Origin of the sequence: Rhodonellum psychrophilum GCM71 = DSM 17998 (genome assembly GCF_000381545.1) — a bacterium.
GTDB lineage: Bacteria > Bacteroidota > Bacteroidia > Cytophagales > Cyclobacteriaceae > Rhodonellum > Rhodonellum psychrophilum.
Genome location: NZ_KB906689.1, coordinates 38,583 through 62,542, shown reverse-complemented (window position 1 = coordinate 62,542; position 23,960 = coordinate 38,583). Strand labels below are relative to the sequence as shown.

29 protein-coding genes are annotated in these 23,960 nt (G+C 43.2%); 2 read left to right on the top strand and 27 right to left on the bottom strand.

What is annotated here, in order from left to right:
- Window positions 1-67 precede the first annotated feature (67 nt).
- From F824_RS0120095 to F824_RS0119965, 27 genes are all read right to left on the bottom strand, one after another.
- Window positions 68-715 (bottom strand): hypothetical protein, encoded by a 648-nt coding sequence (locus F824_RS0120095; RefSeq protein ID WP_019599736.1) that lies wholly within the window; start codon window positions 713-715, stop codon window positions 68-70.
- Complete coding sequence (locus tag F824_RS0120090; protein WP_019599735.1) at window positions 690-1,607, bottom strand: DUF4099 domain-containing protein; 918 nt, start codon at window positions 1,605-1,607, stop codon at window positions 690-692. The genes F824_RS0120095 and F824_RS0120090 overlap by 26 nt, the downstream gene beginning before the upstream one ends.
- Window positions 1,604-2,611, bottom strand: coding sequence for an ArdC family protein (locus F824_RS26310; RefSeq protein WP_019599734.1), 1,008 nt, complete (start codon window positions 2,609-2,611; stop codon window positions 1,604-1,606). Before F824_RS26310 ends, F824_RS0120090 begins: the two co-directional genes overlap by 4 nt.
- A 1-nt stretch (window position 2,612) precedes the next feature.
- Window positions 2,613-2,795: a hypothetical protein gene (locus tag F824_RS0120080; RefSeq protein ID WP_019599733.1), complete on the bottom strand. Its 183-nt coding sequence runs from the start codon at window positions 2,793-2,795 to the stop codon at window positions 2,613-2,615.
- Window positions 2,796-2,797: 2 nt separating this feature from the next.
- Window positions 2,798-3,427, bottom strand: coding sequence for a M23 family metallopeptidase (locus F824_RS26995; protein WP_019599732.1), 630 nt, complete (start codon window positions 3,425-3,427; stop codon window positions 2,798-2,800).
- A 37-nt stretch (window positions 3,428-3,464) separates the two neighbouring features.
- The gene (locus tag F824_RS0120070) at window positions 3,465-5,447 is read right to left on the bottom strand and encodes a type IV secretion system DNA-binding domain-containing protein (RefSeq protein ID WP_019599731.1); all 1,983 of its coding nucleotides are present in this window, start codon (window positions 5,445-5,447) and stop codon (window positions 3,465-3,467) included.
- 6 nt (window positions 5,448-5,453) lie between these two features.
- Window positions 5,454-5,921 (bottom strand): hypothetical protein, encoded by a 468-nt coding sequence (locus F824_RS0120065; RefSeq protein ID WP_019599730.1) that lies wholly within the window; start codon window positions 5,919-5,921, stop codon window positions 5,454-5,456.
- Window positions 5,918-6,760, bottom strand: a complete 843-nt coding sequence (gene traN / locus F824_RS0120060) for a conjugative transposon protein TraN (protein WP_026333827.1) — start codon at window positions 6,758-6,760, stop codon at window positions 5,918-5,920. The genes F824_RS0120065 and traN overlap by 4 nt, the downstream gene beginning before the upstream one ends.
- Window position 6,761: 1 nt before the next feature.
- Entirely contained in the window at window positions 6,762-7,979 is a 1,218-nt protein-coding gene (locus tag F824_RS0120055; RefSeq protein WP_019599728.1) for a conjugative transposon protein TraM, read from the bottom strand.
- Window positions 7,969-8,415: a hypothetical protein gene (locus tag F824_RS0120050; RefSeq protein WP_019599727.1), complete on the bottom strand. Its 447-nt coding sequence runs from the start codon at window positions 8,413-8,415 to the stop codon at window positions 7,969-7,971. Before F824_RS0120050 ends, F824_RS0120055 begins: the two co-directional genes overlap by 11 nt.
- A complete protein-coding gene (gene traK, locus F824_RS0120045) occupies window positions 8,393-9,004 on the bottom strand; it encodes a conjugative transposon protein TraK (RefSeq protein WP_019599726.1) in 612 nt (203 codons plus the stop codon). Before traK ends, F824_RS0120050 begins: the two co-directional genes overlap by 23 nt.
- Window positions 9,005-9,019: 15 nt before the next feature.
- A complete protein-coding gene (locus tag F824_RS0120040; protein ID WP_019599725.1) occupies window positions 9,020-10,189 on the bottom strand; it encodes a plasmid transfer protein in 1,170 nt (389 codons plus the stop codon).
- Window positions 10,186-10,974, bottom strand: coding sequence for a hypothetical protein (locus F824_RS0120035; RefSeq protein WP_019599724.1), 789 nt, complete (start codon window positions 10,972-10,974; stop codon window positions 10,186-10,188). The genes F824_RS0120040 and F824_RS0120035 overlap by 4 nt, the downstream gene beginning before the upstream one ends.
- A complete protein-coding gene (locus tag F824_RS0120030) occupies window positions 10,971-11,633 on the bottom strand; it encodes a hypothetical protein (protein WP_019599723.1) in 663 nt (220 codons plus the stop codon). The genes F824_RS0120035 and F824_RS0120030 overlap by 4 nt, the downstream gene beginning before the upstream one ends.
- Entirely contained in the window at window positions 11,630-12,277 is a 648-nt protein-coding gene (locus F824_RS0120025) for a hypothetical protein (protein ID WP_019599722.1), read from the bottom strand. The genes F824_RS0120030 and F824_RS0120025 overlap by 4 nt, the downstream gene beginning before the upstream one ends.
- A gap of 3 nt (window positions 12,278-12,280) precedes the next feature.
- Window positions 12,281-12,940 carry a hypothetical protein gene (locus tag F824_RS0120020; protein WP_026333826.1) on the bottom strand — a complete coding sequence of 220 codons (660 nt, stop codon included), beginning with the start codon at window positions 12,938-12,940 and terminating at the stop codon, window positions 12,281-12,283.
- Between the two features lie 12 nt (window positions 12,941-12,952).
- The gene (locus F824_RS0120015; RefSeq protein ID WP_019599720.1) at window positions 12,953-15,448 is read right to left on the bottom strand and encodes a TraG family conjugative transposon ATPase; all 2,496 of its coding nucleotides are present in this window, start codon (window positions 15,446-15,448) and stop codon (window positions 12,953-12,955) included.
- Window positions 15,426-15,731 carry a hypothetical protein gene (locus tag F824_RS26300; RefSeq protein ID WP_019599719.1) on the bottom strand — a complete coding sequence of 102 codons (306 nt, stop codon included), beginning with the start codon at window positions 15,729-15,731 and terminating at the stop codon, window positions 15,426-15,428. Before F824_RS26300 ends, F824_RS0120015 begins: the two co-directional genes overlap by 23 nt.
- The gene (locus F824_RS0120005) at window positions 15,731-16,036 is read right to left on the bottom strand and encodes a DUF4134 domain-containing protein (RefSeq protein ID WP_019599718.1); all 306 of its coding nucleotides are present in this window, start codon (window positions 16,034-16,036) and stop codon (window positions 15,731-15,733) included. Before F824_RS0120005 ends, F824_RS26300 begins: the two co-directional genes overlap by 1 nt.
- A gap of 66 nt (window positions 16,037-16,102) precedes the next feature.
- On the bottom strand, window positions 16,103-16,423 hold the full coding sequence (locus F824_RS0120000) for a DUF4134 domain-containing protein (RefSeq protein ID WP_019599717.1): 321 nt from the start codon (window positions 16,421-16,423) through the stop codon (window positions 16,103-16,105).
- A 2-nt stretch (window positions 16,424-16,425) separates the two neighbouring features.
- Entirely contained in the window at window positions 16,426-16,806 is a 381-nt protein-coding gene (locus F824_RS0119995; RefSeq protein ID WP_031327102.1) for a hypothetical protein, read from the bottom strand.
- A gap of 1 nt (window position 16,807) precedes the next feature.
- On the bottom strand, window positions 16,808-17,134 hold the full coding sequence (locus F824_RS27860; protein WP_175526563.1) for a hypothetical protein: 327 nt from the start codon (window positions 17,132-17,134) through the stop codon (window positions 16,808-16,810).
- Between the two features lie 8 nt (window positions 17,135-17,142).
- Window positions 17,143-17,787 (bottom strand): ParA family protein, encoded by a 645-nt coding sequence (locus tag F824_RS0119985; RefSeq protein WP_022582213.1) that lies wholly within the window; start codon window positions 17,785-17,787, stop codon window positions 17,143-17,145.
- A gap of 16 nt (window positions 17,788-17,803) precedes the next feature.
- Window positions 17,804-19,303: a relaxase/mobilization nuclease domain-containing protein gene (locus tag F824_RS26990; RefSeq protein ID WP_019599713.1), complete on the bottom strand. Its 1,500-nt coding sequence runs from the start codon at window positions 19,301-19,303 to the stop codon at window positions 17,804-17,806.
- 1 nt (window position 19,304) lies between these two features.
- Window positions 19,305-19,685, bottom strand: coding sequence for a plasmid mobilization protein (locus F824_RS0119975; protein ID WP_026333825.1), 381 nt, complete (start codon window positions 19,683-19,685; stop codon window positions 19,305-19,307).
- A gap of 180 nt (window positions 19,686-19,865) precedes the next feature.
- Complete coding sequence (locus tag F824_RS26985) at window positions 19,866-20,771, bottom strand: helix-turn-helix transcriptional regulator (RefSeq protein ID WP_019599711.1); 906 nt, start codon at window positions 20,769-20,771, stop codon at window positions 19,866-19,868.
- 5 nt (window positions 20,772-20,776) lie between these two features.
- A complete protein-coding gene (locus tag F824_RS0119965) occupies window positions 20,777-21,340 on the bottom strand; it encodes a GNAT family N-acetyltransferase (RefSeq protein ID WP_019599710.1) in 564 nt (187 codons plus the stop codon).
- Between the two features lie 703 nt (window positions 21,341-22,043).
- On the opposite strand from F824_RS0119965, the gene F824_RS26980 reads away from it, so the two are divergent.
- Both F824_RS26980 and F824_RS0119945 read left to right on the top strand, forming a co-directional pair.
- Window positions 22,044-22,478, top strand: coding sequence for a helix-turn-helix domain-containing protein (locus F824_RS26980; protein ID WP_019599708.1), 435 nt, complete (start codon window positions 22,044-22,046; stop codon window positions 22,476-22,478).
- Between the two features lie 752 nt (window positions 22,479-23,230).
- Window positions 23,231-23,899, top strand: a complete 669-nt coding sequence (locus tag F824_RS0119945) for a vWA domain-containing protein (RefSeq protein ID WP_019599706.1) — start codon at window positions 23,231-23,233, stop codon at window positions 23,897-23,899.
- The last annotated feature ends 61 nt before the right edge of the window (window positions 23,900-23,960 follow it).

Here is a 23,960-nt window from a genome sequence, read left to right as displayed (position 1 = left end):
ACTGTATATTTTTATATACATAAAAATAGCAAAACCGTTTTATTTATGTAAATTTTTATTCCCTTTTTTATAGATTTATTTCCCAATAATTTTCCAAACTTGATTTCCCGGGCTTATATGTGGACAGGCTTTGTCTTACCGAAAGCTGTCGCAAATGATTCCGCAATGAAAATTCCTTTATTGGAAGGCTATACTCCCGGTTTAGGTATTGCGCGATCACCTTTTCACCATCAATCCTGAATGAACAATCTTTCCCCTGAATCCAATGTTGGATCTTGCAGTCCCTGACTTTTCCGAAAAGGGAGTTTCCGAAAATGGAATGGAATTTATTCGCAAATGGATAATGATTTAGGGTTTTCAAGAACATGTTTTTGTCCGGAAGGCAGCCGGTAGCAATAAAGCTGCAGTAGTCCAGCCGCAGGCGCTGATGGAAGGCCTTGGCAAAAAACACCAGATTGGCAACTGCATCCGAGATCAAAACGGTTTTCACCATGCTCGGGTCTGCTGTTGCAAAATGTAGAATGCCCTGGGCGGAAAACTTCAAGCCCGATACATAAAGGATTTCTTCGTCCACTTTTTCTCCCTTTGCATCCAGATAGTCTGCCTTCAATCTTCCAAATTCATCTTCCGTCCAGACATTTGAAAAAAGGTGTTGAACCTCCCTGTCAACACCCTTGAAATCCAGCAGGTCAAATCCTTCTTTGACGGTTTTCATCCCTTTCCTGATTCAGTTTTGGGTTTCGGCCTTCCTCGGTATCAATGGAATTGAACCGTTTGGCATCATCGTAATCCATCCTTTTGTAATGGATGGATTGGTTGGGGACCAATTTGGATAATTCCTGCCTGACTACGTTCATGTCCCGAATGGCATCTTTGTCCCTGGGGTTTGAGGCGATCCTTCTTTCGATCTGTTTTTGGACCTCCCTGATTCCATCCTGATACCCCTTGGAATAGGATTGCTCCACTTCGCTTTTCTTTCCCAGCATCGTTTTCAAACCCGTAATCAACAGATAGGATATTCCCCCATCGAGGATGACTGACAATACCAAGCCGGAGCGATTGGATCTCAATCCGCTTTTGCTGCTGGTATGGAGTTGGAATTCCGTCCCGTCCTCTAGCTGTACCTTTTCACCCTCCCTGAATTTCTTCTTTTGTTCGGGGGACAAAGTTTGGCCATCAACTGCCTCCGGTGCTTTTACTGCCCTTGGATTATAGCTCATAAACTGCCTTGTGTCCTGGTCATATTCTATGATTTCGGTTTGGACATTGCCGTTATTGTCTACATAACTTTTCCTGAGATTGGCCAATTCAGACCGGATAAGTTTTTGCCTTTCCTCCATGGAGAGTTTGGGGTGGGAATTGGGTTCCCGATAGACAGGATCAATGCGCAAGGCAGGCAAGCCGTCCTCACCCTTTACGATGGAAAGCCTTGCCGGGAGGGACTCAATTTCCATGTCCTTTCCCTTGAGGTTTTTCAATTCCACCACATCAGTCATTTTCCCGTTTTTCAATGCCGTTACCTGCTCTTCCGGGATGGTGAATTGACCATTTTTATAAATCCCGAAGATTTTCAAATCCTTCATGGGCAATATGTTGTCTGTCTTCATCGTCCTCTTTTTAGGGTTTGTTCTGTTTCAATCGTGTTCAATTCCTGTTCTTTCTGCATTTCCGTTCCTTCTACAGGCTTTATTTCTCCCTTTTGATTCAGTTCCCTTTTCCGGTTATAGGTCATCAGGAAATCAAATATTTTTTGGGAATCCGCTGCGGCCAGGTGGATTTCAAATGGCTTTTCTTTCAGTATTTGGATCCAATTGTCCACATAAGCCACATGCTGCTTGGGATCGTGGCCGATTTCCAGCTCAGACCCGATCATCATGCTGGCGATTTCAGCCCGCAATTCTTCCCTTGCGTAATCCGCAGTGCCAAAGGTGTTCATCATACTTCTGTCCAATCTTTCTTTGTGGCCCGTCCAATGTCCCAGTTCATGCAAGAGCGTGGAATAGTACCTGTCAGAGGATTTAAATTGGCTTCTTTCAGGCATTCGTATTTTGTCCGCCATAGGAGAGTAGTAGGCATTGTTTCCCTGAACATGCTCTATCCTTGCCCCCGAATGCTGAATCAGGTTTTCCGCCCTGCTGATTTTTTCCCAGGTGCTTACTTCTTCTTTATTGGCCAATGGGGCAATTCCTTTGATCTGTTCGGCATTGAATACCCAGGCTTTGGTGATAATGGGACTGGTGAGTTCGGTTCTGACCTTAACCGGCATGCCTTTTTCATCCAGGACAGGTCTTCCTTTTTCATCTCTTTTGGGATAATATTCATGGGTTTTCACAAAATTGATAAACATCCCCTTGGCTCCTTTTTCTACCTGCCAACCCTGGGACTGTGCCTGTTTGAAGGTTGCCCATCTTGGATCCTCGAAAGGGGTAAACATCTGGAGGTACAGGGAATTCAATCCTTTATAGGCCTGATTGGTCACCGCATTGTAGGGCTTTGTAGAAGCCGAGGTCGATTTTTCCCATGGCAGCTGCCAGGGAGCAGTGCCTTCTTTCAGCTGATCAATGATTTTCTCAGCCACGATTTCGTGCATTTTCTTCTGTTCCGCTGCCATCTCAGTTGTCCTTTAAGTCATCAGCATGGTCCTTATCGATCAGATCTTCCAAGGGCAGTTCGTCCATCGTATCGATCCTATACAGTTCTCCTTCCTCTTTGGAAAGTTGAACCTCCATCCCGGATTCGGCCTGATCGAGTTTTTGCATCAGGGATTTCATCGTTTTTTCTGCAGTTGTTTTCATGTTTATGGGGTTAAAAGGTTAAGTAAATCTTCTTTGGACTTGACCATGTGGATGGCCTTTAAAAACAGGAGGGGGTGAATGGGTTGGTCCCCTTTTTTGATGCTGAGGTGCAGATGGTCTCCCGTGGATCTTCCGGTACTGCCGGTAATCCCGATCAACATTCCGGGTCTCACGAAATCCTCCGGAGAAACAAAAATGGAATTCAGATGGCCATAGATCGCCAAGTATTGGCCGTGCCGGATTTTGATATATCGGCCAAGCTTGGAGTCATATCCGGTTTCAATAACTTTTCCAGGAAGCATCCCATACACCTCACTTTTGTTGGACTGAAGGTCAATGCCTGAATGGAATTGCCTTGAACCCACAAATGGGTCTTTTCTGTATCCAAAACCCGAAGTGGCAACCATCCTATCTAATGGCGGGCTGAACAAAACGGCCATGCCTGAATCTGACTCTGAATCTGCAAGGACAATTGGATTGATCACAGGGGTTTCAGTTGTTTCAGAAACAAATTCGGACCGATGGAGATTGACTTTCTTTGGGTTGAAGCCACGATCAACAGTATGGAATTCCTGGGCCTTGGTTTCCGAAAGGCCTGCTAACAGGCAGAAAAAAATTGTCAATGCTTTCATCCTTGTCTCCTATGGTGGTGTGGCGAATTTCTCTTCATTACTCCATCGTGGAGTATGCGATTACCATCTGCTCGACCTCATTCCTTATTTTCATAAAGTTCTGGTTTAGAATATTTTCCTTGTCTCCATTGAAATCAAAGAATTTAGGAAGCGGCCGGTAATTTTCCGCCTCTCTTTTTAGCGCTTTCCCATCAAGGTTTATCCTGCAATGGAGATTGGCCGTCTTGTACTTCCCATCAAATTTGTCTGCCTCAAAAGCCAGAAGACCTACCATTTCCCCTGTCTGCATACCTGCGATTTTTCCGGCAGGGATCAAGGGCTCATACCTCTCGTTCAGGGAGACGGAGGTCCTGGTACGGTCGATGGAAACACTTTCCCCCAACTGCTTTCTCTTGCCAAACATTCTTTCCAGCCACTCCAGTGTTTCCTTGTTCCTGACCGAACCACTCAACACGTTGCCAATGACCGCTGTCATGGTTGCGGCAGTGTCTTTTCCCTGGAGCTGCTTCAACTGCGGCAATTCCTGCAGCCCCAGAAGCACCGCGACTTTGTTGCTCCTGGCTGTGGAAATCAGATTTTCGACCCTGTGGATATACAGCGTTGGGGCTTCATCTGCGATAATGGCCACCGGCAGATTGCCCTTGTCATTGATCAGCCGGGTCAACCTGTTTACGATCACGGAATAGCAGGTAGAATTGATGTTTTGTGTGGCAGGACTGTTTGCCAATACCAATAGGGAAGGGGAGAGCGGATCGGAGATTTTAAGGTTAAAGTCATCTCCGGAAAATACCCAAGCCGTTTCCTTGGTATTCAGCCTTGAGATGAAGATTTTCAAGGTGCCGATCTGTCCTTCCAATTGTTCATAAGCCCTTTTTTCCAAGGCACTTCGGAAGGGACTCAGCAAAGATTCCAGTTCTGGATAAGCCGAAAGACAGGTGAATATCTCCACGTAGGTCCTGTTCAGAAAGGCCAGCAGATGGGCAAATGTGGAACAAGCGCCATGATCATGTCGGGAAATAAAGTAAATGCAGGAGGCCAGAAAATTAACGGCTGACTGTGTAAAGAATTTGTCAGATCCTCCCGAGGATTCCGATTTTTGCAGCGATTCCACGATGGCTTCAGCGGTTTCTGAGGCATCCGCAAGGGTTTGGATGTATTCCCTTTTTAAAGGATTGATTCTTCTGGAATGTTCCACATGATCCAGGTTGATCACATGGAAGGAAAATCCCCTGTTGCTTCCGTGTTGCTTGGCAAGCAGGTAATGATAGTATGCGATCTGCCCCAAGTCCGGGAATTTGAAATCGTAAAGACACATCGTATATCCTTTGGCGATCATCTGTCGGATAAAGGGATTGACCACCCCATAGGATTTCCCGCTTCCGGGTGTCCCGATCAGGAGCGTTCCCCGAAAGGGGTTGACGATGTTGATCCATCCCTTGTGTATCCTCTTTTTGAAGTAAAACTGCATGGGGATGTTGACAGAATAGGGGGTATTGATGATTTCTTTTTGTTGCATAAAGGACTCACCTTCAATGTTCCATTCGTCTTTTCCTAATCCACTTTTGATGAGCTTGGAAACATTGTCCAAGGAAGTATGTGTCAGGACAGCCCCGATGAAGGTGCACACCATATATCCGAGATCTGCCCATGAGGTATGGGTTAGGATTTCGGGATTTTCTTCCAGGGTGAAAAAATACAAGGAGCCAAAAAAGAGCAGCAAGCCAATGGTCAAAGGAAACACAATCTGCCTTTTGGGATTGAGATTCAACTCCTTTTTGGACAGTGTACCTACGGCAGCCAAGCAAATGGCAAGCAATATGGCAAACTTGCTGAACAACAGATTTTGGTAAATGGGGATGTTCATCAGTTTCTCCACCACCGGGTTGAGCAACCTTTCCGCTTCCTGCCATGCGATGGCTTTATGGGAATAGAGGTACATGAAGATTTCCATGAACACCATCATATAGATCAGGAACTGAAACAGGCCATGCAGTTTTTGCAAATCTCTTTTCTCTTCCATCTCAGATCAGTTTAATGGAATTCTGATTCCAAGAGCAAGGAGCAAGCGCCACCTTTCCTGTTTGGGCGCCCAAAGAACTGCCTGATTGACGTTCCCGACAAGGATGTCCATCCTGTTCCCCAGCGTTTGGGAGAACTCCAAACCCAACTGCGGCGCAGCAACCGCCTTCCTTGTATCGGAACCGATTCCAGCTCCGGCCCTTAATCTTAAAGTGGAGTTGTTGCTCCTGAGCAATGCAGGCTTTGCTGCAAAACCAACCATAATTGTCTGATAGTCGGTTTTGGAAGAGCTTACCCATTCACCGAATATTTCATGTTGGTTATGGTACCTTCCGTTGAAATCCAGGGAAACACCTCCCGTATGGATTTCCTTTAAGCCAACACCCCCTTTTGTGCTGAGGTATTTTGTTCCGTTTTGGGCATGGCAGGCCATAAAACCCCAAAACATCAGCAGGATTGAGAAAATAGGCTTCATAGGGTGTCCGCGGTTAACAGGTCCGAATAGTCAATCTGGAGCAGGAGGGTTCTTCCCGAAATCTGGGATTCAGTCAGTTCAATGGAAAGAATCTTGTTGTTGGGAAAGGAGAATTTCCTGAGCGCATAAATATTCCTGTGCTTCCCCTTGAATTCCTTTTGGTCAAAAAGCTGGTATACGGGTTCTATTTCAATGGCCTGCACATTGGTGGCTTTCGTGATTCTTTTGTCCGCTATTTTGAATCTGACCTGGTCAATTTCAAATTTTAAATTGGTCCTGTTGGTGTAGGTGATGTCCAAAAAGACATAATCTTCAAAGGTGTAAATGTTGTTGACCCTACCTGAGATGCCATACTTGGAACTGTAAATGTTGTGTTTGCTTTTTTTCTTTTTGTAGGCTTCAATGGAGAACTGCCGGAGGTCATTTTTGGACAAGGGTGTTGCGCCGATGTCGAGTGGATTGGTGTTTTTGGGCAGGATTTCAATCTGGGTTTCCAGTGGATTGGATCCCGAAGCATACCACAAGTCATATTGGGCAATGAACTTTTCTCCAATGATGGTGATGATGCCCAGCGACCTGTTGTATCCATTGAAAACCTCAACACTGTCTTTTAGGGCCTTGATCCGGAATACATTTTCAATTGGGATATTGCCAACCAGTTTTTTGGTGGAAATGTCCACATACCGGATGGGTTCGGGGGAAATAAAGTGAAGGGAGATGTCCTCATGGATGTATACCCTTTGCAGGTCGTTGCGCAAAAGTGCTCCCTCCATCTTTTGACCAAAAAGATTCATCTGGGAAGCGCTGAGGAAAAATAACAGAAGTATGATGCGTTTCATATTATTGCTGGTTAAGGATTGCTGTATGGAAGGATTCGGTTTCAAGCAAATCATCCGGATCAATCAAATAAATAAAGGTTCCGTATTTAAGGTTGACCCTATTTTGCCGGATGCTTTTGGACATGGCCTGGGAGGTGGATGAAAACAGTTTCTGAAGAGTGGACATGTAAAACTGGTTCATGGAGCCGGGGTCCTGTTGCATCTGAACATTCATCCCCCCGGTAGCATTTCCACCCAATTCCTTTGAAAACTGCCGGAAGGAATTTACGGGTACATACACGCCTTCCATTCCGTCCACATCATAAATAGAAAGCTGAACAGGATGGATTTTGTCTTCCACCAAAACACTGTTGATGGAAAGTTTTACCCTTTGGGCATCGTAGCCGCTGATCAAGGCATAGAGGTAAGTTCCTTTCTTCAGGAAAGAATTTCCAACCTGTATATCTTCCAGAAGCCTTATTCTCATTCTCCCGCCCAAGGAGCCCTTCTCAAAATCCTCATCGAGGATGGCTTTTATGAAGGATTTTGTTTCTGTTATCCCCACCGTATTGAAGTTTTCGCTCCCATAGTCTGCCTTCAGGACTTTGGATTTGGGAAGTTCTCTGGCTTCTTCTTTGGGTCCTTCCTGTGGTTTTGCAATTTGGATTCCGGGATCATTTGCTTTCGAGATGGAATCAATGACGGCCATTTGCGCCCGAAACAGCTCCATGGGATCCTCATATCTGGATTGGCCCTGCTTTTTTCCTCCCTGCAATTGTTCTATGGCTTGTAACAATTCCTCATCTTCTTTTGACAAGTTGTTGTTTGGCGAGCGGTCCATTCCGCTCTTTCCGGTGCCAAGGTTTCTCTGAAAAGTCTGCGTTGGGTTGATCTGTTTCCGGAGGGCATTGTCGATGGAGTCCAACATCCTTTTTTCCGCTTCGTTATATTGGGAAGGAATGCCTTCCTGATCCTCAACATCAATTTTCAGATTCTTGATGGCGGTGTAGCCATCCGTACTTTTATACCTGGACCTGAAAGCATCCAATTTGCCGTCAATTCCCCTTTTTCGGATCTGGTCGGACACGTCTCCAATACTTTCCTGAATTTTCTCCTCGCCCTCAATGGGCAGGGTATCCTCTTCCTGGTAAAAGGGCTGAATGCTGTAATTCAGCAAAAACACGAAAGGAAGAAGGATTATCGGGAGGATATATTTTGGTTTTTTAAAGTCAATCTTCATTGTTCTTTTTGTTTTGGTTGTTGAAATATTCCAATTCGCGTATGGCATTTTCCAGAAACATGCTGTCAGCCTGGTTTATTTCCTCCAGTTGTATGATCCGCTCAACCTCTGTTTTTAAAATGCGTATTCTTTTGACCCGATCCCCCAAATCCAGAATTGTGGATATTTCCCCCGAAACCCCATCCCTGATATCCTTTGCTGAATCAAAGAACAGCTCCTCAGGATAGGTTGGTTTTTTTTCCGTTGGGGGAAATACAAAAGTGAGTATTGAGGAAATGATGATCAGGACGACCATGACGATGAATATCTGCTTGGGATAGCTGTTCAAAAAATGATTGGCCCGCTGTTCTTCCTTTGAAAATGTTCCCAAGAATTCCTGCCTGATTTCTCTGAAGACAGAAGTGTTTTTTTCGCTAGAACGTATTTTTCGAAACATTGCTGAGGTCTTTGTTTTCCAGGGTTTTCCAGTTGGTGATCAATACCCCATGACTGTTGTTGTCAGATCTTGGGATATCCATCAGATTCCCCTCTGTGATCAGGGATCTGGTAATGGTTGCGCTTCTCCTGTCGATTTTTAATTTGCCATAGTAGGTGAACTTGTTGTTCAGATCTACCAAAACAGAGTCTGTATGCAGGGTCAATACAGAGCTGGAGCTCAGGATGGAATTGAAATAGCCTTTCTCCTTCAGGTTATTGTACTGGAAAACCCCGGATTCATCCGCCAGATACATTGCTTTTTTCATCTGATATTCAATTTGTTTGTCATCAGGGGTCAGTGAAAAAAACAGGTTGTGGAACAGCTCTACCGCTGCCTTGTATTCAGCGGGCCGATTCATCTGCATATTGGTTTGCTTCGCCAGTATTGGAATTCCATTGTCCAAAATGTAGATGGACTGCCGGGCAATGGATACCTGTTTGTGAGCGTAAGCCAAAACAGCTACACAAATCACAAGTGCGCTGACAAAGCTGCCTATCGATAAGACAGTGGCCAGTCTGATTTTCGATTCTATGTTTTTTACGATCATGTCAGTTGCGTTTAATTATTTACCCATTACTTTGGTTGTTATTCCTCCCCCCATTCTGGTCAGACTGGTTCCGGTCCTTCCGGCAGTGGCGGCAGCGGAACTGACGCCCGATGTGCTGATAATCCATGTGGTAATGGAAGGCACGGTAGTGATGGCGATAGCCCCTACCAAAAAACTGGCGATGACTATCCCAAAGGAAAGTACTCCGTTTTGCGCCAGCCAATATAATTTGGTGAGGATATCCTCACCTCCGGAGGTGTCCAACAATGCCCTGTATTTCTCTATTTCCTGTTTGAGGGCATATTCCTGGAGCAGACCGGCGATGTACAGCACCAGATAAGCGACCCCGACATAAAGGTTTACGCTGATAAATCTGGCAATCCAAGTCGTAAAAGCATCCCTGAATGCAGGAAGGACGCTTATCGCCAAGGAGAATGGACCCAGTATTACCAGCACTGTGGAGTAGACGATCTGTATGAAAAAGACGAAATAGACACAGATCCGCAGGATCCAGATGGCCAACAGTTCCAAAAACTGGGTGAGCAACAGTTGGATGCTGGTCTGCATCCTGATTTTCATCTGGGCGATGGGAGCAAAGATATTGTCTGAAAAAAAGCCCTTGATCCCGTCCACCATGACGGTTCCCAATCCTTTATCCGTTTCTTGGGCCTGGTTGGAGGCCATTTCAGTTGTGGCCTGAAACTCCACCATTTTATCAGAAAGGTCAATGATGTATACCGCACGGTCCAGCCTCAGCACACTGATTTTATCGTTTTGGGAAGCAAACAAGGCTTCGGTTTTGGCGGCGATCAAATCGGTCGGAAATGCCAAAATCCTGCAGAAGATTCCCCACCACATCGTCAGCATGATCAATCCAAAGGGTCTGAGCAGCGGCATGACTTCCAGTTTTTTGTCCCCGATCATCATCTCATAGGATTTCATGGAAAAGAAGATCAGCATAAAGATGCAGGCAAGAGCCTGTGCATCCCTGATGAAAGGTCCGAAATGACTGTGGGCATAATCCCGCATTCCTTCGAAAAACCGCATGAAGCCACGGTCATACACTCCGTTTCCCTGCAAAAAGGAAACTGCTTCCTTGTATTCATCCTGGGATATGGCTCCCTGTGCCTGTGCCCCGATTGTTGAGATGAACAACAACAGCACCGTTGTCAAGACCGTCTTCATTTCATCAGAATCCTACGCTGAATGATCTCGGCCAATATTTCATCCTCTCTGCCAAAAGCCATGTCCAGTTTCAATTGACCGGGTCTATTGGGACCTGAGTCTTGCCTTAGGGCAAGCATTTTTCCCGATAGGGACATTTTGTATTCCCAATTGGTCAATAGCTTTCTCATGTCCAGCATGATTCTGTGGTACATCAGGATACGTTGCCCCCTTTCCATATCGAGGGTTTTGGCAAAGCCATACCGCTCGGCCAGGCTTTGCATGTTTTCCAGATACCAATCCAAAACACCTGTTTGAGTAACATATCCCTTAACATTTTCCGGTGTGTTTTTAAAGGCATCGGCTGCAATGTTATCCAGGGGGGAAAGTTCTCTCTGATAGTACAGCAGGTAAAGTGGGTCGGCGCTGGAAAATGCACCTGAGACCCGCAGCAACTCCCTGCGGGCCAGATTTCCAACCGTATCCGCTTGTTGTTTGTAATAATCGGAGGAAACCTGCATTGCGGCAGCCAAACCGATCCTTTGCGTTTGTTCCCCTGAGGGGGATAATGGCCGTCTATCCAGCTGTGGATAATTTGGGTGCAAGGCCCAGGTAAGAAACCAGTTTGGATTCGTGGGGATGCCCAGGATTCTGTTTGGGTTGGGATAAAACTCGTCCATGTCCCATTGTTTGAACACCATCCTTTCCTGTTGGGCGACTACGGCCCGGTCATGGATACGCATTTGTGCCAGCAAATCTTGGAGGCATAAAAAGCCGATTGTAAGCAGTAGAATTGTCTTTTTCATCTTGCTAGGGTTTTTTTCTGTTGAAGAATCTGATTGATTAGGTATATGTCCCGGTTGAGATATGCCTGATAGGGGTTGAGTTTTCTGAGCACACCGTTCATTTTGGCCCAGTACATGGAGTTTTTTACCGCCAACATTGAGGCGTGGATCAACTGCAATTCGGTTCTGATGTTGGAGATCAACTCATCCCTTACATTGTGGTTGATGAATACATCGCTTCCTTCAGCCAGTACAAATCCCGAAATATCAGTGATCAAGGCAATGCTTCTTTCTTTGGCCTGCCTGATGTATTCTTCGGCAAAAAGCAATAACATTGGATCGGTGGATGCAATGTCAATGGCCTGCTCACTGATGCTGAAAATCTGTTGGATGGTTCTTCCGAGTTGTTTAACCTGAATGGCATCTTTTAGGGCTTCATTCACCTCAGTCAGAGAGCGGTGAATCATTACTTGAACCAAAGTCAAACTGGATAACTGAATGCCAATGTCATCTGTATTCTGACGGATTCCTTCCAGACTTTGATGGTAGCCCATTTCTGACAAATTCCTCATGGCAGCGTTTTCGGTGACGGCCATGAAGTGGTGCTCATCAAAGATGATGGTCTGCGCCTCCAGACCAAAACTCAAAACAATTGCGATCAATGAAAGCCAGGTTTTCAATTTTTAAGGAGTTTAATGTTGGACATGATTTCATCTACCAAGCCCATTTCCGTTTGAACATAATCTTGGTAGGGGTTTCCTCCGGTTTTCCTTTTTAAATGGAATTGCAGCGTTCGGGAAGTTCCGAGTGAAAGCTGATGGACAGCTTTGAGTTCATGCAGAATATGGCCGAAAAGAATTCGCCTGTCAGACATTTTCATCTGGTTGATGTCCCCAATGGATGCCGCCAATCCAATCAGATAATTCAATAAGGAGTAGGATTGGCTGACAAATAATTTCTCGGTTTCCACTGCAAAAGGCAGTAGGGCGGGGTCTCTTTGGCAGTAGAAGAGGATTTGTTGCTGGTTGTCAATGATGGATCGGATAAGCGGATTCGCCGAATTGGCAATCCCCACGGCATCAAATACGAGTGTCAGTTTGGCAAATCTTTCCTGAAGGGTTTTGTATCCCTGTTTGACCTCACCGAGAATATTTCGGTTGACTTCTTCATGAAATGCATTTTTGGCCTGATTTCCCTTTGCCTCCAATTGCTGCTCATGTTCCGATTTGGAATTTTCAACCAATTGGTGAAGCAGTTGAATATTGATCTGACCGAATGCATTCAAAGAGAGGGACAGCGTAAAAATGAGCAGGTACTTTTTCATGGCTCATCTGCTTAAAACATTTCTCTTTCTGATGATATCCTCCATGATGGCCAGATCCATTTCAATGTATCCCTGAAAGGGATTCAGTGCTTTAAATAGGCCTTTCATCTTGGCAAAATACATGGCCCTGTACATGCCATAGGTGTAGGACCTGAGAATCATCATGTCGGTCATGATGGAATGGATGATTTTGGATCTTTCCCCTGCATCCATCAGGTTTTCCAAACCTCCCTGTAAAGCAAAATTGTTAACCTCCAAGGCAAGGGAAATTGCCCTTTGTTGGAAGAGTGTTGCGTTTTGTTCCGCAAATACCAGAAAGGCAGGATTATCACGGGCCAAATCCATAATATCCTGAACATCGCTTTGAATCCCGGTCGCAATCCTGGCTATTTCCTTGATGTTTGCCAGGCTTGTCAAAATGGAGCTGACCTGCGAAAGCCCATTGAAGAGTTTGTCCTGCAAGGTGGTGACCACTGTAAGGTTTCCTGTAATAGCCAGTTGGCCCCTTTCGATCAAGGTCAGTTTCTCATTGGTGGTGCCCAATTGGTTGTTGAGGACTGCTGCGTGGGCGGCCTGTGCCGCGGCCACTGCCGGATCAGTATATATCTGTCCCAAAACAGCTCCGTTCAGGAGCATGCAGATGATAAATTGAAGAAGTTTCATGGTTTTTCTTGTTTAGGCCAACTGATTTTTCTTTTCTCGATAAGGTGCATCAAGGCTGTTGATCAGGGAAAAAAATTGATGCAGCCCATATCCGGAGCTCTTGAAATCTTCCACAAAAAAATCCAGGCCAATTTGGTAATTTCCATAGAAATCAATGTAGGTTTCAACTGCAGCCTTTTCCGGTTTTTCTGTGGTATAGGTGAGGTATTGGTGCAGGGAAACTTCCACTCCGTAGACCTCTCCGGTAGCCCCTCGCCGAATGTACACCTCCTTAAACCTTCCCCGTCCTTCTGAATTGTCAAACTGGTTGATGGTGAATATTTTTTTCCTCTCATTTTCATTGATGGACAGGAGGGAAGCGATTTCATCATAATGGTCCTTGAACTTGGTCTGATCCAGGAGAATAATTGTGTCCGAATTGTTGAGGATACTGTCCTTGACCACTTTATTCCCCAGGATGTCCCCGAGTTCCTGAGTCACCACAATGATTTCTCCCCAAAACTTCCTTACCGTCTTGAACAGATAAAGGATGTAATTGGCCATCAAAGGAGATGAGATTGCCTTCCAGGCCTCTTCAATCACCAAGGCTTTCCTTTGTTTGGTCCTGAACCGCATCTTTTGGATGAAAACATCCATGATGATGAGCGTTACAATCGGAAACAGCACTTTGTGTTCTTTGATGGAATCGATTTCAAAAACCACAAAGGATTCTTCAAATAATGAGCTGTCGATTTCCTTGTTGAGCACAGGTTCAAACTCGCCTTCCGTGAATTTTTTCAGCACAAACCTGAATTCATCCAGGTTGAAAGGGATTTTTTCCTCCTCCTTTATCAGCGGGATTTTGTAAAGTGCATACTGATAGAAAGAGTTGAAGCAAAGCCGGCTTATCCTGCCTTCACCGGTAAAGTAGGAGGCGTAATACGAGGAGATCGTGCTGGAAATGACATCGGCTTCCACCTGTGAAAAAGTTCCTTCCGCACTTTTCCAGAGCACACTGACCAAAGTCAACAGGAATTCTTTTTTTTCGATGTTGTATTCTTCCTGGGCAATCGCAAATGGATTGGTGGTAATGGGATCATTTTCTTTCCAGGTCACATAGACTCCACCCAGATAGTTGCACAATCCCTGGTAGGAGTGGCCTGTGTCGACGATGACGATATCCATTAACCATTTTGGTTTCTTGCTCTTGTTGTACATGGAGTATTGTTCGAGCAGGGTATTCATGAAGAACGATTTTCCTGAACCGGAGGGGCCCAGGACAAACTTGTTCCGGTTGTTGATCCGGTTGTTCTGCATGGGCAAATCCGCTGGGTCGATCTTGACCGGGATTCCATGACGGTCAGTCAACCTGATCTGGAAATTGCTGACCTCGTCCTCGGGCATGCGTTCCTTGAAAAAAAAACAAAGCGCGGCGTCCGAAGTCGTCAGAAAATAATCATAATGTTTCAATTCTGAACTGTTGCAGGGTAATACAGACCTGAACAATTCGAGTTGGTTGTACGCATTATTTGAGGGGATAATTCCCTGTTGGAAGAGCGAGGATTCAATATAATTTGAGGTTCCCTGGATAAATTCCCGGTCACATGCCACCACCAGATTGAAGTGTGAGTTGACAAGCAGCTGATTGTTTCTGTTAATGTCCTCAAGCAGCTGATCGATGTCCTCGACACACATGTTGTTGGCGGGATCGGGTATTCCTGAATGCCTTTTTCTTTTGAGCTCCAACTTCCTCTGGGTATTCGTCTGCGGAACGATTTCAATCACCTGATTGTAGAGCATAGTTTTGAAATTCGGTACAGAAAACAAAAAACCCATGTTGTCAATCGGGAATCCCTTCAAGGTATCTTTGTCGTTTCTTTCGCTGTGCGTGGTGAGGTTTTGCGGCAGATCGATGACATCGGTATTGACAAGGCTGATGGATTTTACCGCTGTTTCGCCCATTTCAATTTGGAGGTCTCCGGCAAGAATATTGTTCAGGGCCAGGTTTTTTCCATGAAAATTCATCGAAAGGATTCTCATGATGTGGTGGTTGATGCCGGCTTCATCCAGTACTTTGACAGCCAAGCCGTTTCTGGTGAAATGATCGATTAATTTCCCGATGGATTGGTGAAAATCATTCAGGTCTTTCTCGCTGTGTGTGTAATATCCCGGTTTCGTTTTTTTGGTAATAACCAAAAAGGTTTTGTGGGTAGTATGCACCCTTCCCTGAAAATGTTCATCGTATTTTTGCTGAAGAAATTCATCATGGGTGTCCGATTGAAAACCTGTTTTGCTGATGATGTCCTGCTTTTGGATGAAATAACCCTCTCCCAGGATTTTCAGGACATTCACATACAATTGGTGAAAATTGTCATATTCCCAGGGATCGGCCGAATATTGCAGTACGGGATTTCTGAGGGACAAAATCACCCCGAAATCCCCCTTCTCATTATACAGGATAGGATATCCCTTAAATTCATCAATCCCCAGATAGGGGATTTTAAATTCAGTTTTTCTTTTTCGTAACATGTCGTGCTTTTTTTAAATCCACAGCAAACTGGAATATCCCCTCATGTCGGGTTTTATTGTGCAGCCCTTTCTTTTGTTGTTGACTTGTGAAAAAAAGGCCTCCAACAATGACGGAGACCGTGATAAACCCTCCGAATACCATGCTGGTCAAACTCCCGATCGTTCCTCCCAATACCACTCCTGAAACAAGCGACCCTATTCCCCAGCCGATAAATTTTCCCTGAAAACCCTTGTATATAAGGGGTTTTTGAAGCCCCTTATAGATGGGAAACAGCTTTGCCATCAGACACCGAAAAAGGCTTTGATGATCACACTGACCAGTACCAGAAACAGACAGGAGCCGCCCCAGCCCATCAACTCTTTGTTGATGTCCTGATCGCCGCTGTTCCATTTGATGTACACCCTTACACCACCGATGATGCCGACCACCGCCCCGATCACCAGACAGAGGGAGGCTACCGGGTCCACATAGCCTAAAAGTGAAGATTCAGCAGCGGTGATACCCTGCACTCCTTGCGCAAAGGAGGATGTTGCTGATAGGGCAAAAAGAAGTGCACTACCAATTGATTTGTTGGCTTTTTTCAACATAGCAATAAGAATTTAGATGGATTAAATAAGAAAACTAACTGTATAATGAGGAATTATAAAGCTCATTTAATGCGCAGGGACATTGAAAAGCACGCTTAAAAAAATCCCCAGAATGGATAAAAAAATACAGGCACCGAACCAACCGGCAACCTCCTGGTCGATGTTTCGTCTTCCCAGTTGCCAGTTGTTGTATATTCTCAAACCACCGAATAACCCGAAAATGGCGCCCAATACCAGAACGGCACTTGACAAAGCCCTGAAATTTTGGGCCATCATGTTTTTTCCCTGATTGATTTCCGGAATTCCCGGTGGTGCCTGGGCAAAACCTTCAAAACAAACTGCAGTGATTGCTGTCACTGCAATCAGGATCATTGCAGCCGTTTTCATTTTCAGAAAATCAGTTGCTTTTTTATTTCAATGGATTGGTCCTGGGCAAGCTTGAACAATTCCTGCATGCTGGAAACCCCACCCGTGGATGCATTGATGTTTTCTTGGAACAGCTCCAAGTCCTCCGTTTCTTCCTCATCAGCCCACTGCCCTGGTTTTTCGGGCAAAGGTTGAAAAGGGATTGCCTGGGAAGATGAATTTAGCTGGTTTTCCGGATGATGCTCAACAATTGTAGTTTGCATTGCTTCCGAAAATTCCAGGACATCATCCTCTCCGTTTAGGGCCAAACCTTGACTAGGCTTGAGCAGGTCTATGATCACGATCAAACCATAATAGAGCAAATACCCCATCGATAAATAATTAATGAATGCAGTCCATTCCATATCAAAGGCTTTTAAAGGATTTTTTGATTTCTTTAACAATTTCAGGGTGTTCCTCAAAAAATTTCGTCAATAGAAAATTGATGAAACGGGTTACATCGACTGAAAAAACCGGATACAGAACCTTTAGGATTTCTTCATTCCTTCCATCGATTTTGATCAGTCTTTTCTTATCACCCTCAATCTTCAATTCCCGGATATCTTCAAAGACCCTCAGGATTTCATTCTGCAGGAAAGACATTTTATGCGCTTCGGATTCGCCCAAACCACTTTCCAACTGCTGGTTTGGGATCCTTTTTTCCACCGCCGCTTTTGGCCGGAAATTGCTCATAAGCGTTTTTATGTATTCATCTTGTGCCATACCGGTTCTATATATTCGTTATAAATGGATTCAAAAATCGGTGCTATCACTCCCAATAGGGAAGGAGGGATATCCACGGTGGTAATCCGCTGAAAATCGATCCTTTCGCTGATGCTGTCGGTAATCAATCCAAAAGTGCCGAGGGCATTTTGGACGGACTGTTTGGTTTCATACTTCACGTTTGTTTTTACCCTGTTGGGCAGATACACAATTTTCACTTTCGGATTGATCTGCGTGATCACAAAGGAGAATTCCAGGGTAGACGAAACCGAAAATTCATCATAGCAGAAGGGGCAAAGGATCAGATCCGACTTTTTGAAAACCGGTACCAGATGGTCATCGTCCATTTTTCCGGCCAGATCAATGATGCGAAGGTATGAATGGTCTTTTTTATCCTCTTTCAGAATGGCGGGAAACTGTCTCAGTTCGGCGGCCTCAACAGTATAAAGGGGAAGGTTATCCGTGATCCGGGCAGCATTTGCCTTGCTGAACACTGATCTTTGGAAGTCCATGTCATAGAGGGTCACCATTCTGTTCTTGGCAAGGGATAGGTAGTTTGAAAAAAGTACCGAAAGCGTACTTTTGCCAACGCCACCCTTTTGGTTTGCGAATAGGATTATCATATGAGTATACATTTGGTTACCTGTGTTTTTTGACCGAATTCCCTTTTTTCCTTCTTCGCCTCCCGTGGACAGCCTCATCATCTGCGTCATCACTGATTGTCAATGACAAAGTGTGATGGGTTTCCCTGGTCCAATCTTCTGGGTTTTTCATCCCTGTTTCAAAAGACCCTGCTGTTCCCAAGTACTGCTGTTCCGGTTTGGAGTTTGATTCGGGTAAAGGATTGTCCTCTGCGATTGATTTGGGAGTTGTCTGCGCATCCAATTTTGAAACGGCATAATGTGGCGCAAAGCGGGAATATTCCCTGTTGTTCAAAATGGATTGCAGGTTGATGAAAAGATTGGTTTTTAAATCCTGCAAATAAAGGGTGTCTCCAAATCCAATCAATTTCAGCTGATGCGCTGCCAAGCCCTGGTGGACCGTGGAGTATTCTTCCAATGCAGAAATCAACCTCAATCGGTAGGCTTTTTCCGCACAAAACTCATGGAAGAGGAAGACAGGATTTTTTGTCCTGTTGATTTTCTCGTAGACCAGCTTGTCCGAAAAACTGGAAACAAGCACCGCATGGACTTTTTGATCGGTTTCCCTTTTCGAAATTCTCTTAAGGGAAAGTACTTCACTGCCTTTTAAAATCAGTTTGTGGCTGTGGTCGATGATGGTATACCCGTAAGGAGCCTTGTTTTCCTTGCCGTGAAACAGGATTTCAATCCCAAATTTATCCCTCAAATAATCCGATAGCTCCGATCTGTATCCAATCAGCTTCCCTGTTCTGTTTCCTTTCAGGGGTTCATGTAGGGCTACGGGTTCGCTGTCGTAGATTTTCCGGTACTTGACAAATAGGGCCTTGAGTTGCCTAATCCTTTCCTGGTTTGGCGCATAGCATTTGACTTGCTTTTCCATTTCTTCCATGGATAATTCTCCCTGCTGCGTTCCATATTTGAACAACTCCCATTTTGGTCCTTTTTCCCTGATCCCGAATCCATGAAGCTCCAGGAATAATTTTGCCTGTTTTTGGGTCGATAGGGAGAAATTTCTCAGCTTTTCAAGTAGCTGACTGCATTCCATTTTTGGATCCCTTTTCATGATCTCATTGATGAAGGTCTGCGCTTTGATCCTCTCCATGTTGTCCTTGACCTTTTTTCCATCGTCTCCGATTCTGGAGGAAACGATGTGGACATGGTTGTTTTTCGTGTCAGAATGAAAGACAATGAGGTAGGGATTTTGCCCATAACCCATTTTATGGAGCCACTCTTCGGCGATTTTCGTCAAGTCCTCTTTTATATATTCCCGTCCTTTACAGGAAATCATGGCATGGAACTGCTTGTCTTTTACCCTATGGTTCCTGTTGGAATGTGCCTTTAGAAATGTTTTCATCTCGTCGGGACTTACATTGGTGGCATTTTGCAGATACCCAAAATTCCTGAATTTCATCAGTTCACCTTTGGAATTCTGTGTTTTGGCAGTATTGTAGGAGACCCCGTTAAAGGTGCTTGTCGAGGACAAGATTTTCGCTCTCATATCAACTGATGGTTTTATAGATTCCTTTTAGGGTCTTGTTCATCGATTCCTGGTATTCCAGATATTTGGCCAATAGGAGATTGAATTTGGCAATAAGGTTAGGGTTGATTTGTGAGATTATGGCATCCTGGTTGGCATGTTTTGCCAGTTGATTGATGTTGTTGTTTACCCGCCCCTGTTCCGCTGCGAGTGAGACCAATACTTTGAGTAATTTGTCAGTTTTGACAATCGTCACATCTCCTTGGATTTTTCTGATGAGGTTTCTCAGGATTTCGCTTCTGGATAATCCGGAACTTTCACTGAATTCATCCAGGAATCTTATTTCATCACAGGTCAGTCTTACCGTAATTCTTTGCGCTCGGTTTTCTTTTTCCTTCTTCATGATCATGCTATTGAATTTATACCCCGCCTCATTTAGCGTCTAATATCAAGGAAAAGAAGGGGCTTGTAAATACGTAAAAAACTATATTTTAAGGATATACAGATAAATGCGTATAGGCATATGTGCGATGCGTAGAAAAATAATTGATGTTGAAATCGCGGGATTTGGAAGATTCCGCCGCTATTTGGTAATCGAATTCAACAGCTCGATTTTGTTATTGCTGCCCGCCTTCTTAAAAATATTTTGTATGTGCTTGTTGACTGTTCGTTCTGAAATATTCAATTGATCCGCTATTTTTTTGTAGGTATAGCCAGCCTTAACCATTTCACAGATTTCAATCTCCCTGTTGGTGAAGCCCAATTTCGTGCAATTGAAAGCGAAAATTTCTTTTTCCTTTTTGGTCTGGAGCAGATTGAGTTTCTCAAGATCATTCTTATTCTGCTCGATGATATTCCGTTGGTATAAAATTGTCAAAACGATGAATCCCCCGTTGGTGAGGAGAACCTCTGTCAATTGTTCCGCTCCCAAATAGGCAAGGGGAGGCATAAACCCCCATGGGAAAACTGCGCCAAAAGATAAAAAAATCTCAACACTGTCCTTGTTGTATTTATACTTTTGCAGGATTGCCAGCAATATTTTATACAGCATATAAATGCAATATCCAAAAGGGACAATCAAGCCCAGATAAATCACCAACTGAAGGTCCATTCCCAATGGGTATAAGATACAGAAGAACAGGAAAAAGGGTAAAATCAGAAATATCAACACCCCATATTTTGCCTGAAAGGCCAAATTTTTTATTTCAAATGCGATATAGAAATAATAGGGAAAGTAGGCACCCATTATGAATCCCGATCCATAGGCCAGGATATATTGCCATTCCGTGGGTATTGGAAGGTTTTCATCCGGAAACAGCCCTCCGAAAATATTGTAGACGATCAATAAAGCCAGCAGAATAAGGTAGTATTTCCTTTGTTTTTCAGCTGGTTTTTGAAGAAAAAAAACCAGCTGATGGGAAAACATGATCGTTTCCAATATGACAAATACAAACGTCACAACATGCATTTCTGAATTCAATACTGTCATAGCTTTTATCCATTTTTTAAAAAATAAAATGGAAATCCAAACCTGTCAGAAGTTTCATATACCTGGAATCCGTTTTGGATATACCAGGGAATGTTTTTCTTCGTGGATGTTTCCAGATACACGGGGCGCCGAAGATTTTGAGAGTATTCTAAGACATTTTTCAACAACTCAGTTCCTGCTCCCAACCCTTGTTTTTTCGGGTTGACCCCGATAAACCATAAATAGGTAAAATTCTCTTTTGGATAGTGCTTTTTGATAAAAGCCTCCCGGGAAAGTACCTTGGCGACATTGGCAAGACCGATTGTCTTTAAAATCAGTCTTAAGTCCCAATATATTTCCCTTATCGAAAATTTCTTTTTATCAAAAAACTGGAGCAAAGCACAGCTTTCCCCATCTTTCGATACAAACACATCGCCATTTCTCAGGCAACTGACAAAAGAATAAGACATGAGGAACCTGATTTTATTTTCCTCCTTTCCTGCGATATACAGGATGCTTTTGTTGTCTTTAAAGGCATCCACCAGGATCGAAACCACTTTTTCCTGATCTGATTTTGTTGCTCTTTTCATTTTATCTTCCTTTTAAAAAAACCCGAGTTGCGAGGGATTTTTGCAACCAAATCCCCATCAAAACAACCGCGGGATGTGATGGGGATTTGGCAAGGATGTTTTTGAATGGGAAATTCCAATCGGAATTTTGTCAGACAAAAACACAACTTGCAGAGGCTCCGCGCGATAAAACTCCAGTAATGAATTATTGGATAATTCAGCTCCTAAACCATTAATTTAAAGAATGCTAACGATAAAAAAAATTCATATTTCAATAAAAAATATTTCAATAATTATAGAATGGCTTTTTGTGTATTGTATTGTCATGCATATACATATATAAATAACTTTTTATTCAGTTCAACCTTCAGAATTTTTGATTTGAATGTGCTGCGGTCTATTCTTTGACATTTGGAAAAAAAAGATATTTTTTTTTATATTTGGTCACTTTGAACTGAAGAAAATACCGAGCGCCGACCTAAATAATCACCGCTCGATACTTTTCATATTAGTTGTGTAGTGAATAACAGCATGTCAAAGAACCTTTGTTAAGTCCTAAAGGTATATTCGAGTATATCTTTAGGACTTTATTCAAATCCGTAAATTTTCATTTATTTAGGTTTAACTTTGAATACCATAATTTAAACCCAGATAAATGACATATTCAAATATACTGTTTTGCTATATTTATTAAAAATAAATATAGCAAAAATATAAAAATAATATGCAAATCACTGAAAATCAAAGGTTAAGAATTATAAGGAAATCGCTTAAGCTCAACCAAAAGGAGTTTGGCGACTCCATTGGCCTTACCCAGGGCGGATATTCCGACATCGAGCGTGGAAAAAACAGCGTATCGGGAAGGATCAAAATTTTTTTGAATCAGATCCACAACATCAATATCCATTGGCTAGAGACAGGGGAGGGGGAGATGTTCTCCGTCACCATCGAGGATTTGGCAAAAAACTTCGTTGGATTCCGAAAGCCGGGCGAGCTGAGCCCTGAAGAAATAGAAAAACTGAACCTAGAATTGGAACACCTCAAAGCCGAAATTTTCAGGGCCCAGTGCGAAATCAACCTTTACAGGGATCTCTGCGCTTCCAAAGACAAAGTCATCAGCGGATTGGAGGAGTTGGTGAAATTGATGCGGGAGAGGTAGGTAGTGGAAAGTGGATTTTTTAAGTTCAGTTAATTTTCTCCATTAAAGAATTTATGCTTTTAACTGTTCTTGTGAAATTCTTTTTAATAGGATTTTCTGAAAACTGGACGGGGTTTATTTTAGAGGACTTAAATTCGGGATTTTACTTTTGATAAAAACTAATACCGACAAAATATTAAGAATGTCCTTAAACTTCTTAGAATGAAAAAGACAATAAATAATGGAGATTTGAGGATCTTGATTTTGATACAAAATGTGGAGGCAAGTGGTTGTTCCTAAAGTTTTTTTCTTTCTCAACATTTTTTTCAAAAAACTAATGTGTTTTTAGGTTCGTCTTCTTGATCAGATCTTACCCCATCTTCTTTCTGATTTTCACGAACAGCAACGAATCGAAAGGACCTTCCTTGATAATTGAGCTGTATCCGAGAAAGTATTCCGAGCCAATATTCAATGACCACAGCACAAATCAAAATATTCGATTATTTCTTTTGTTCATACGGACCTGTTTTGAAAGGGGTTTTTTGTGGCTAGCCGAAATCTTCCCCGCACATGGCAGTTGTGGGTTCAAAAGTGAGTTGATAATTAATGATACTGTATAGCAGGTTGTAAAAATACCTAAAATTATAATTTGATTTTCAAGTCGTTAGGTTAAACATGGAGTAAACTTTATAGAAGGTCTTTTTCGGTAGTTTTAATCTTATATATTTGTTTCAAATGAATTTTTAATAAATATTAACCAATTTTATTCCATTATGAGTTTTAATGTAGAAACCCCCGAAAATTTTGAACAAAAATGTCTTTGTGTTTTGGTATTAGATGTATCTGGCTCAATGTCAGGAGAACCAATCAACCAATTGAATAAGGGGATAAAAACTTTCCATAAGGAAATTTTGGACGACTCAACTTCAAGAAATAGACTTGAAGTCTGTGTCATCGAATTTGCATCAGATGTAAATGTATTGGTTGAGCCATCTCTTGTTGAAAATTTCACGATGCCCAATTTAATCACCAAAGGGTCAACCAAACTAGTTGATGGAGTGAAGGAGGCTATTCAAAAAGTTTCAGAAAGAAAGACATGGTATAAAAACACCAGTCAGAAATACTATCGTCCTTGGATAATTCTCATGACTGATGGAGCTCCGGATAGTGATCAAGATGTAAATGGACTTGCATCAGAGATAAAACAAGGTGTTGCTAACAAATCGTTTTTCTTTTTTTCTGTTGGGGTTCAAGGTGCAAATATGGAAGTTTTAAAAAGGATATCCAGTCCTGATATGGAGCCTGCATTGTTAGAAGGTTTGAAATTTAGTGATTTCTTTAAATGGCTAAGCGCCAGTATGACCACTGTTACTAGTTCAAAAGATGGAGATATGGTTAACATGCCAAGCCCAGCTAGCTGGATGAAAGGATTTAAAATTTAAAGATTCAGAAGAAATTTAATTCTCCAATTCAATAATCTCCAAGCCAATTAGTTAGTCTTCC

Excerpts from the sequence above, each read along its gene's own strand:
- F824_RS0120095 (WP_019599736.1), bottom strand. The coding sequence starts at position 715 with ATGAAAACCGTCAAAGAAGGATTTGACCTGCTGGATTTCAAGGGTGTT.
- F824_RS0120090 (WP_019599735.1), bottom strand. The coding sequence starts at position 1,607 with ATGAAGACAGACAACATATTGCCCATGAAGGATTTGAAAATCTTCGGG.
- F824_RS26310 (WP_019599734.1), bottom strand. The coding sequence starts at position 2,611 with ATGGCAGCGGAACAGAAGAAAATGCACGAAATCGTGGCTGAGAAAATC.
- F824_RS0120080 (WP_019599733.1), bottom strand. The coding sequence starts at position 2,795 with ATGAAAACAACTGCAGAAAAAACGATGAAATCCCTGATGCAAAAACTC.
- F824_RS26995 (WP_019599732.1), bottom strand. The coding sequence starts at position 3,427 with ATGAAAGCATTGACAATTTTTTTCTGCCTGTTAGCAGGCCTTTCGGAA.
- F824_RS0120070 (WP_019599731.1), bottom strand. The coding sequence starts at position 5,447 with ATGGAAGAGAAAAGAGATTTGCAAAAACTGCATGGCCTGTTTCAGTTC.
- F824_RS0120065 (WP_019599730.1), bottom strand. The coding sequence starts at position 5,921 with ATGAAGCCTATTTTCTCAATCCTGCTGATGTTTTGGGGTTTTATGGCC.
- traN (WP_026333827.1), bottom strand. The coding sequence starts at position 6,760 with ATGAAACGCATCATACTTCTGTTATTTTTCCTCAGCGCTTCCCAGATG.
- F824_RS0120055 (WP_019599728.1), bottom strand. The coding sequence starts at position 7,979 with ATGAAGATTGACTTTAAAAAACCAAAATATATCCTCCCGATAATCCTT.
- F824_RS0120050 (WP_019599727.1), bottom strand. The coding sequence starts at position 8,415 with ATGTTTCGAAAAATACGTTCTAGCGAAAAAAACACTTCTGTCTTCAGA.
- traK (WP_019599726.1), bottom strand. The coding sequence starts at position 9,004 with ATGATCGTAAAAAACATAGAATCGAAAATCAGACTGGCCACTGTCTTA.
- F824_RS0120040 (WP_019599725.1), bottom strand. The coding sequence starts at position 10,189 with ATGAAGACGGTCTTGACAACGGTGCTGTTGTTGTTCATCTCAACAATC.
- F824_RS0120035 (WP_019599724.1), bottom strand. The coding sequence starts at position 10,974 with ATGAAAAAGACAATTCTACTGCTTACAATCGGCTTTTTATGCCTCCAA.
- F824_RS0120025 (WP_019599722.1), bottom strand. The coding sequence starts at position 12,277 with ATGAAAAAGTACCTGCTCATTTTTACGCTGTCCCTCTCTTTGAATGCA.
- F824_RS0120020 (WP_026333826.1), bottom strand. The coding sequence starts at position 12,940 with ATGAAACTTCTTCAATTTATCATCTGCATGCTCCTGAACGGAGCTGTT.
- F824_RS0120015 (WP_019599720.1), bottom strand. The coding sequence starts at position 15,448 with ATGTTACGAAAAAGAAAAACTGAATTTAAAATCCCCTATCTGGGGATT.
- F824_RS26300 (WP_019599719.1), bottom strand. The coding sequence starts at position 15,731 with ATGGCAAAGCTGTTTCCCATCTATAAGGGGCTTCAAAAACCCCTTATA.
- F824_RS0120005 (WP_019599718.1), bottom strand. The coding sequence starts at position 16,036 with ATGTTGAAAAAAGCCAACAAATCAATTGGTAGTGCACTTCTTTTTGCC.
- F824_RS0120000 (WP_019599717.1), bottom strand. The coding sequence starts at position 16,423 with ATGAAAACGGCTGCAATGATCCTGATTGCAGTGACAGCAATCACTGCA.
- F824_RS0119995 (WP_031327102.1), bottom strand. The coding sequence starts at position 16,806 with ATGGAATGGACTGCATTCATTAATTATTTATCGATGGGGTATTTGCTC.
- F824_RS27860 (WP_175526563.1), bottom strand. The coding sequence starts at position 17,134 with ATGAGCAATTTCCGGCCAAAAGCGGCGGTGGAAAAAAGGATCCCAAAC.
- F824_RS0119985 (WP_022582213.1), bottom strand. The coding sequence starts at position 17,787 with ATGATAATCCTATTCGCAAACCAAAAGGGTGGCGTTGGCAAAAGTACG.
- F824_RS26990 (WP_019599713.1), bottom strand. The coding sequence starts at position 19,303 with ATGAGAGCGAAAATCTTGTCCTCGACAAGCACCTTTAACGGGGTCTCC.
- F824_RS0119975 (WP_026333825.1), bottom strand. The coding sequence starts at position 19,685 with ATGAAGAAGGAAAAAGAAAACCGAGCGCAAAGAATTACGGTAAGACTG.
- F824_RS26985 (WP_019599711.1), bottom strand. The coding sequence starts at position 20,771 with ATGACAGTATTGAATTCAGAAATGCATGTTGTGACGTTTGTATTTGTC.
- F824_RS0119965 (WP_019599710.1), bottom strand. The coding sequence starts at position 21,340 with ATGAAAAGAGCAACAAAATCAGATCAGGAAAAAGTGGTTTCGATCCTG.
- F824_RS26980 (WP_019599708.1), top strand. The coding sequence starts at position 22,044 with ATGCAAATCACTGAAAATCAAAGGTTAAGAATTATAAGGAAATCGCTT.
- F824_RS0119945 (WP_019599706.1), top strand. The coding sequence starts at position 23,231 with ATGAGTTTTAATGTAGAAACCCCCGAAAATTTTGAACAAAAATGTCTT.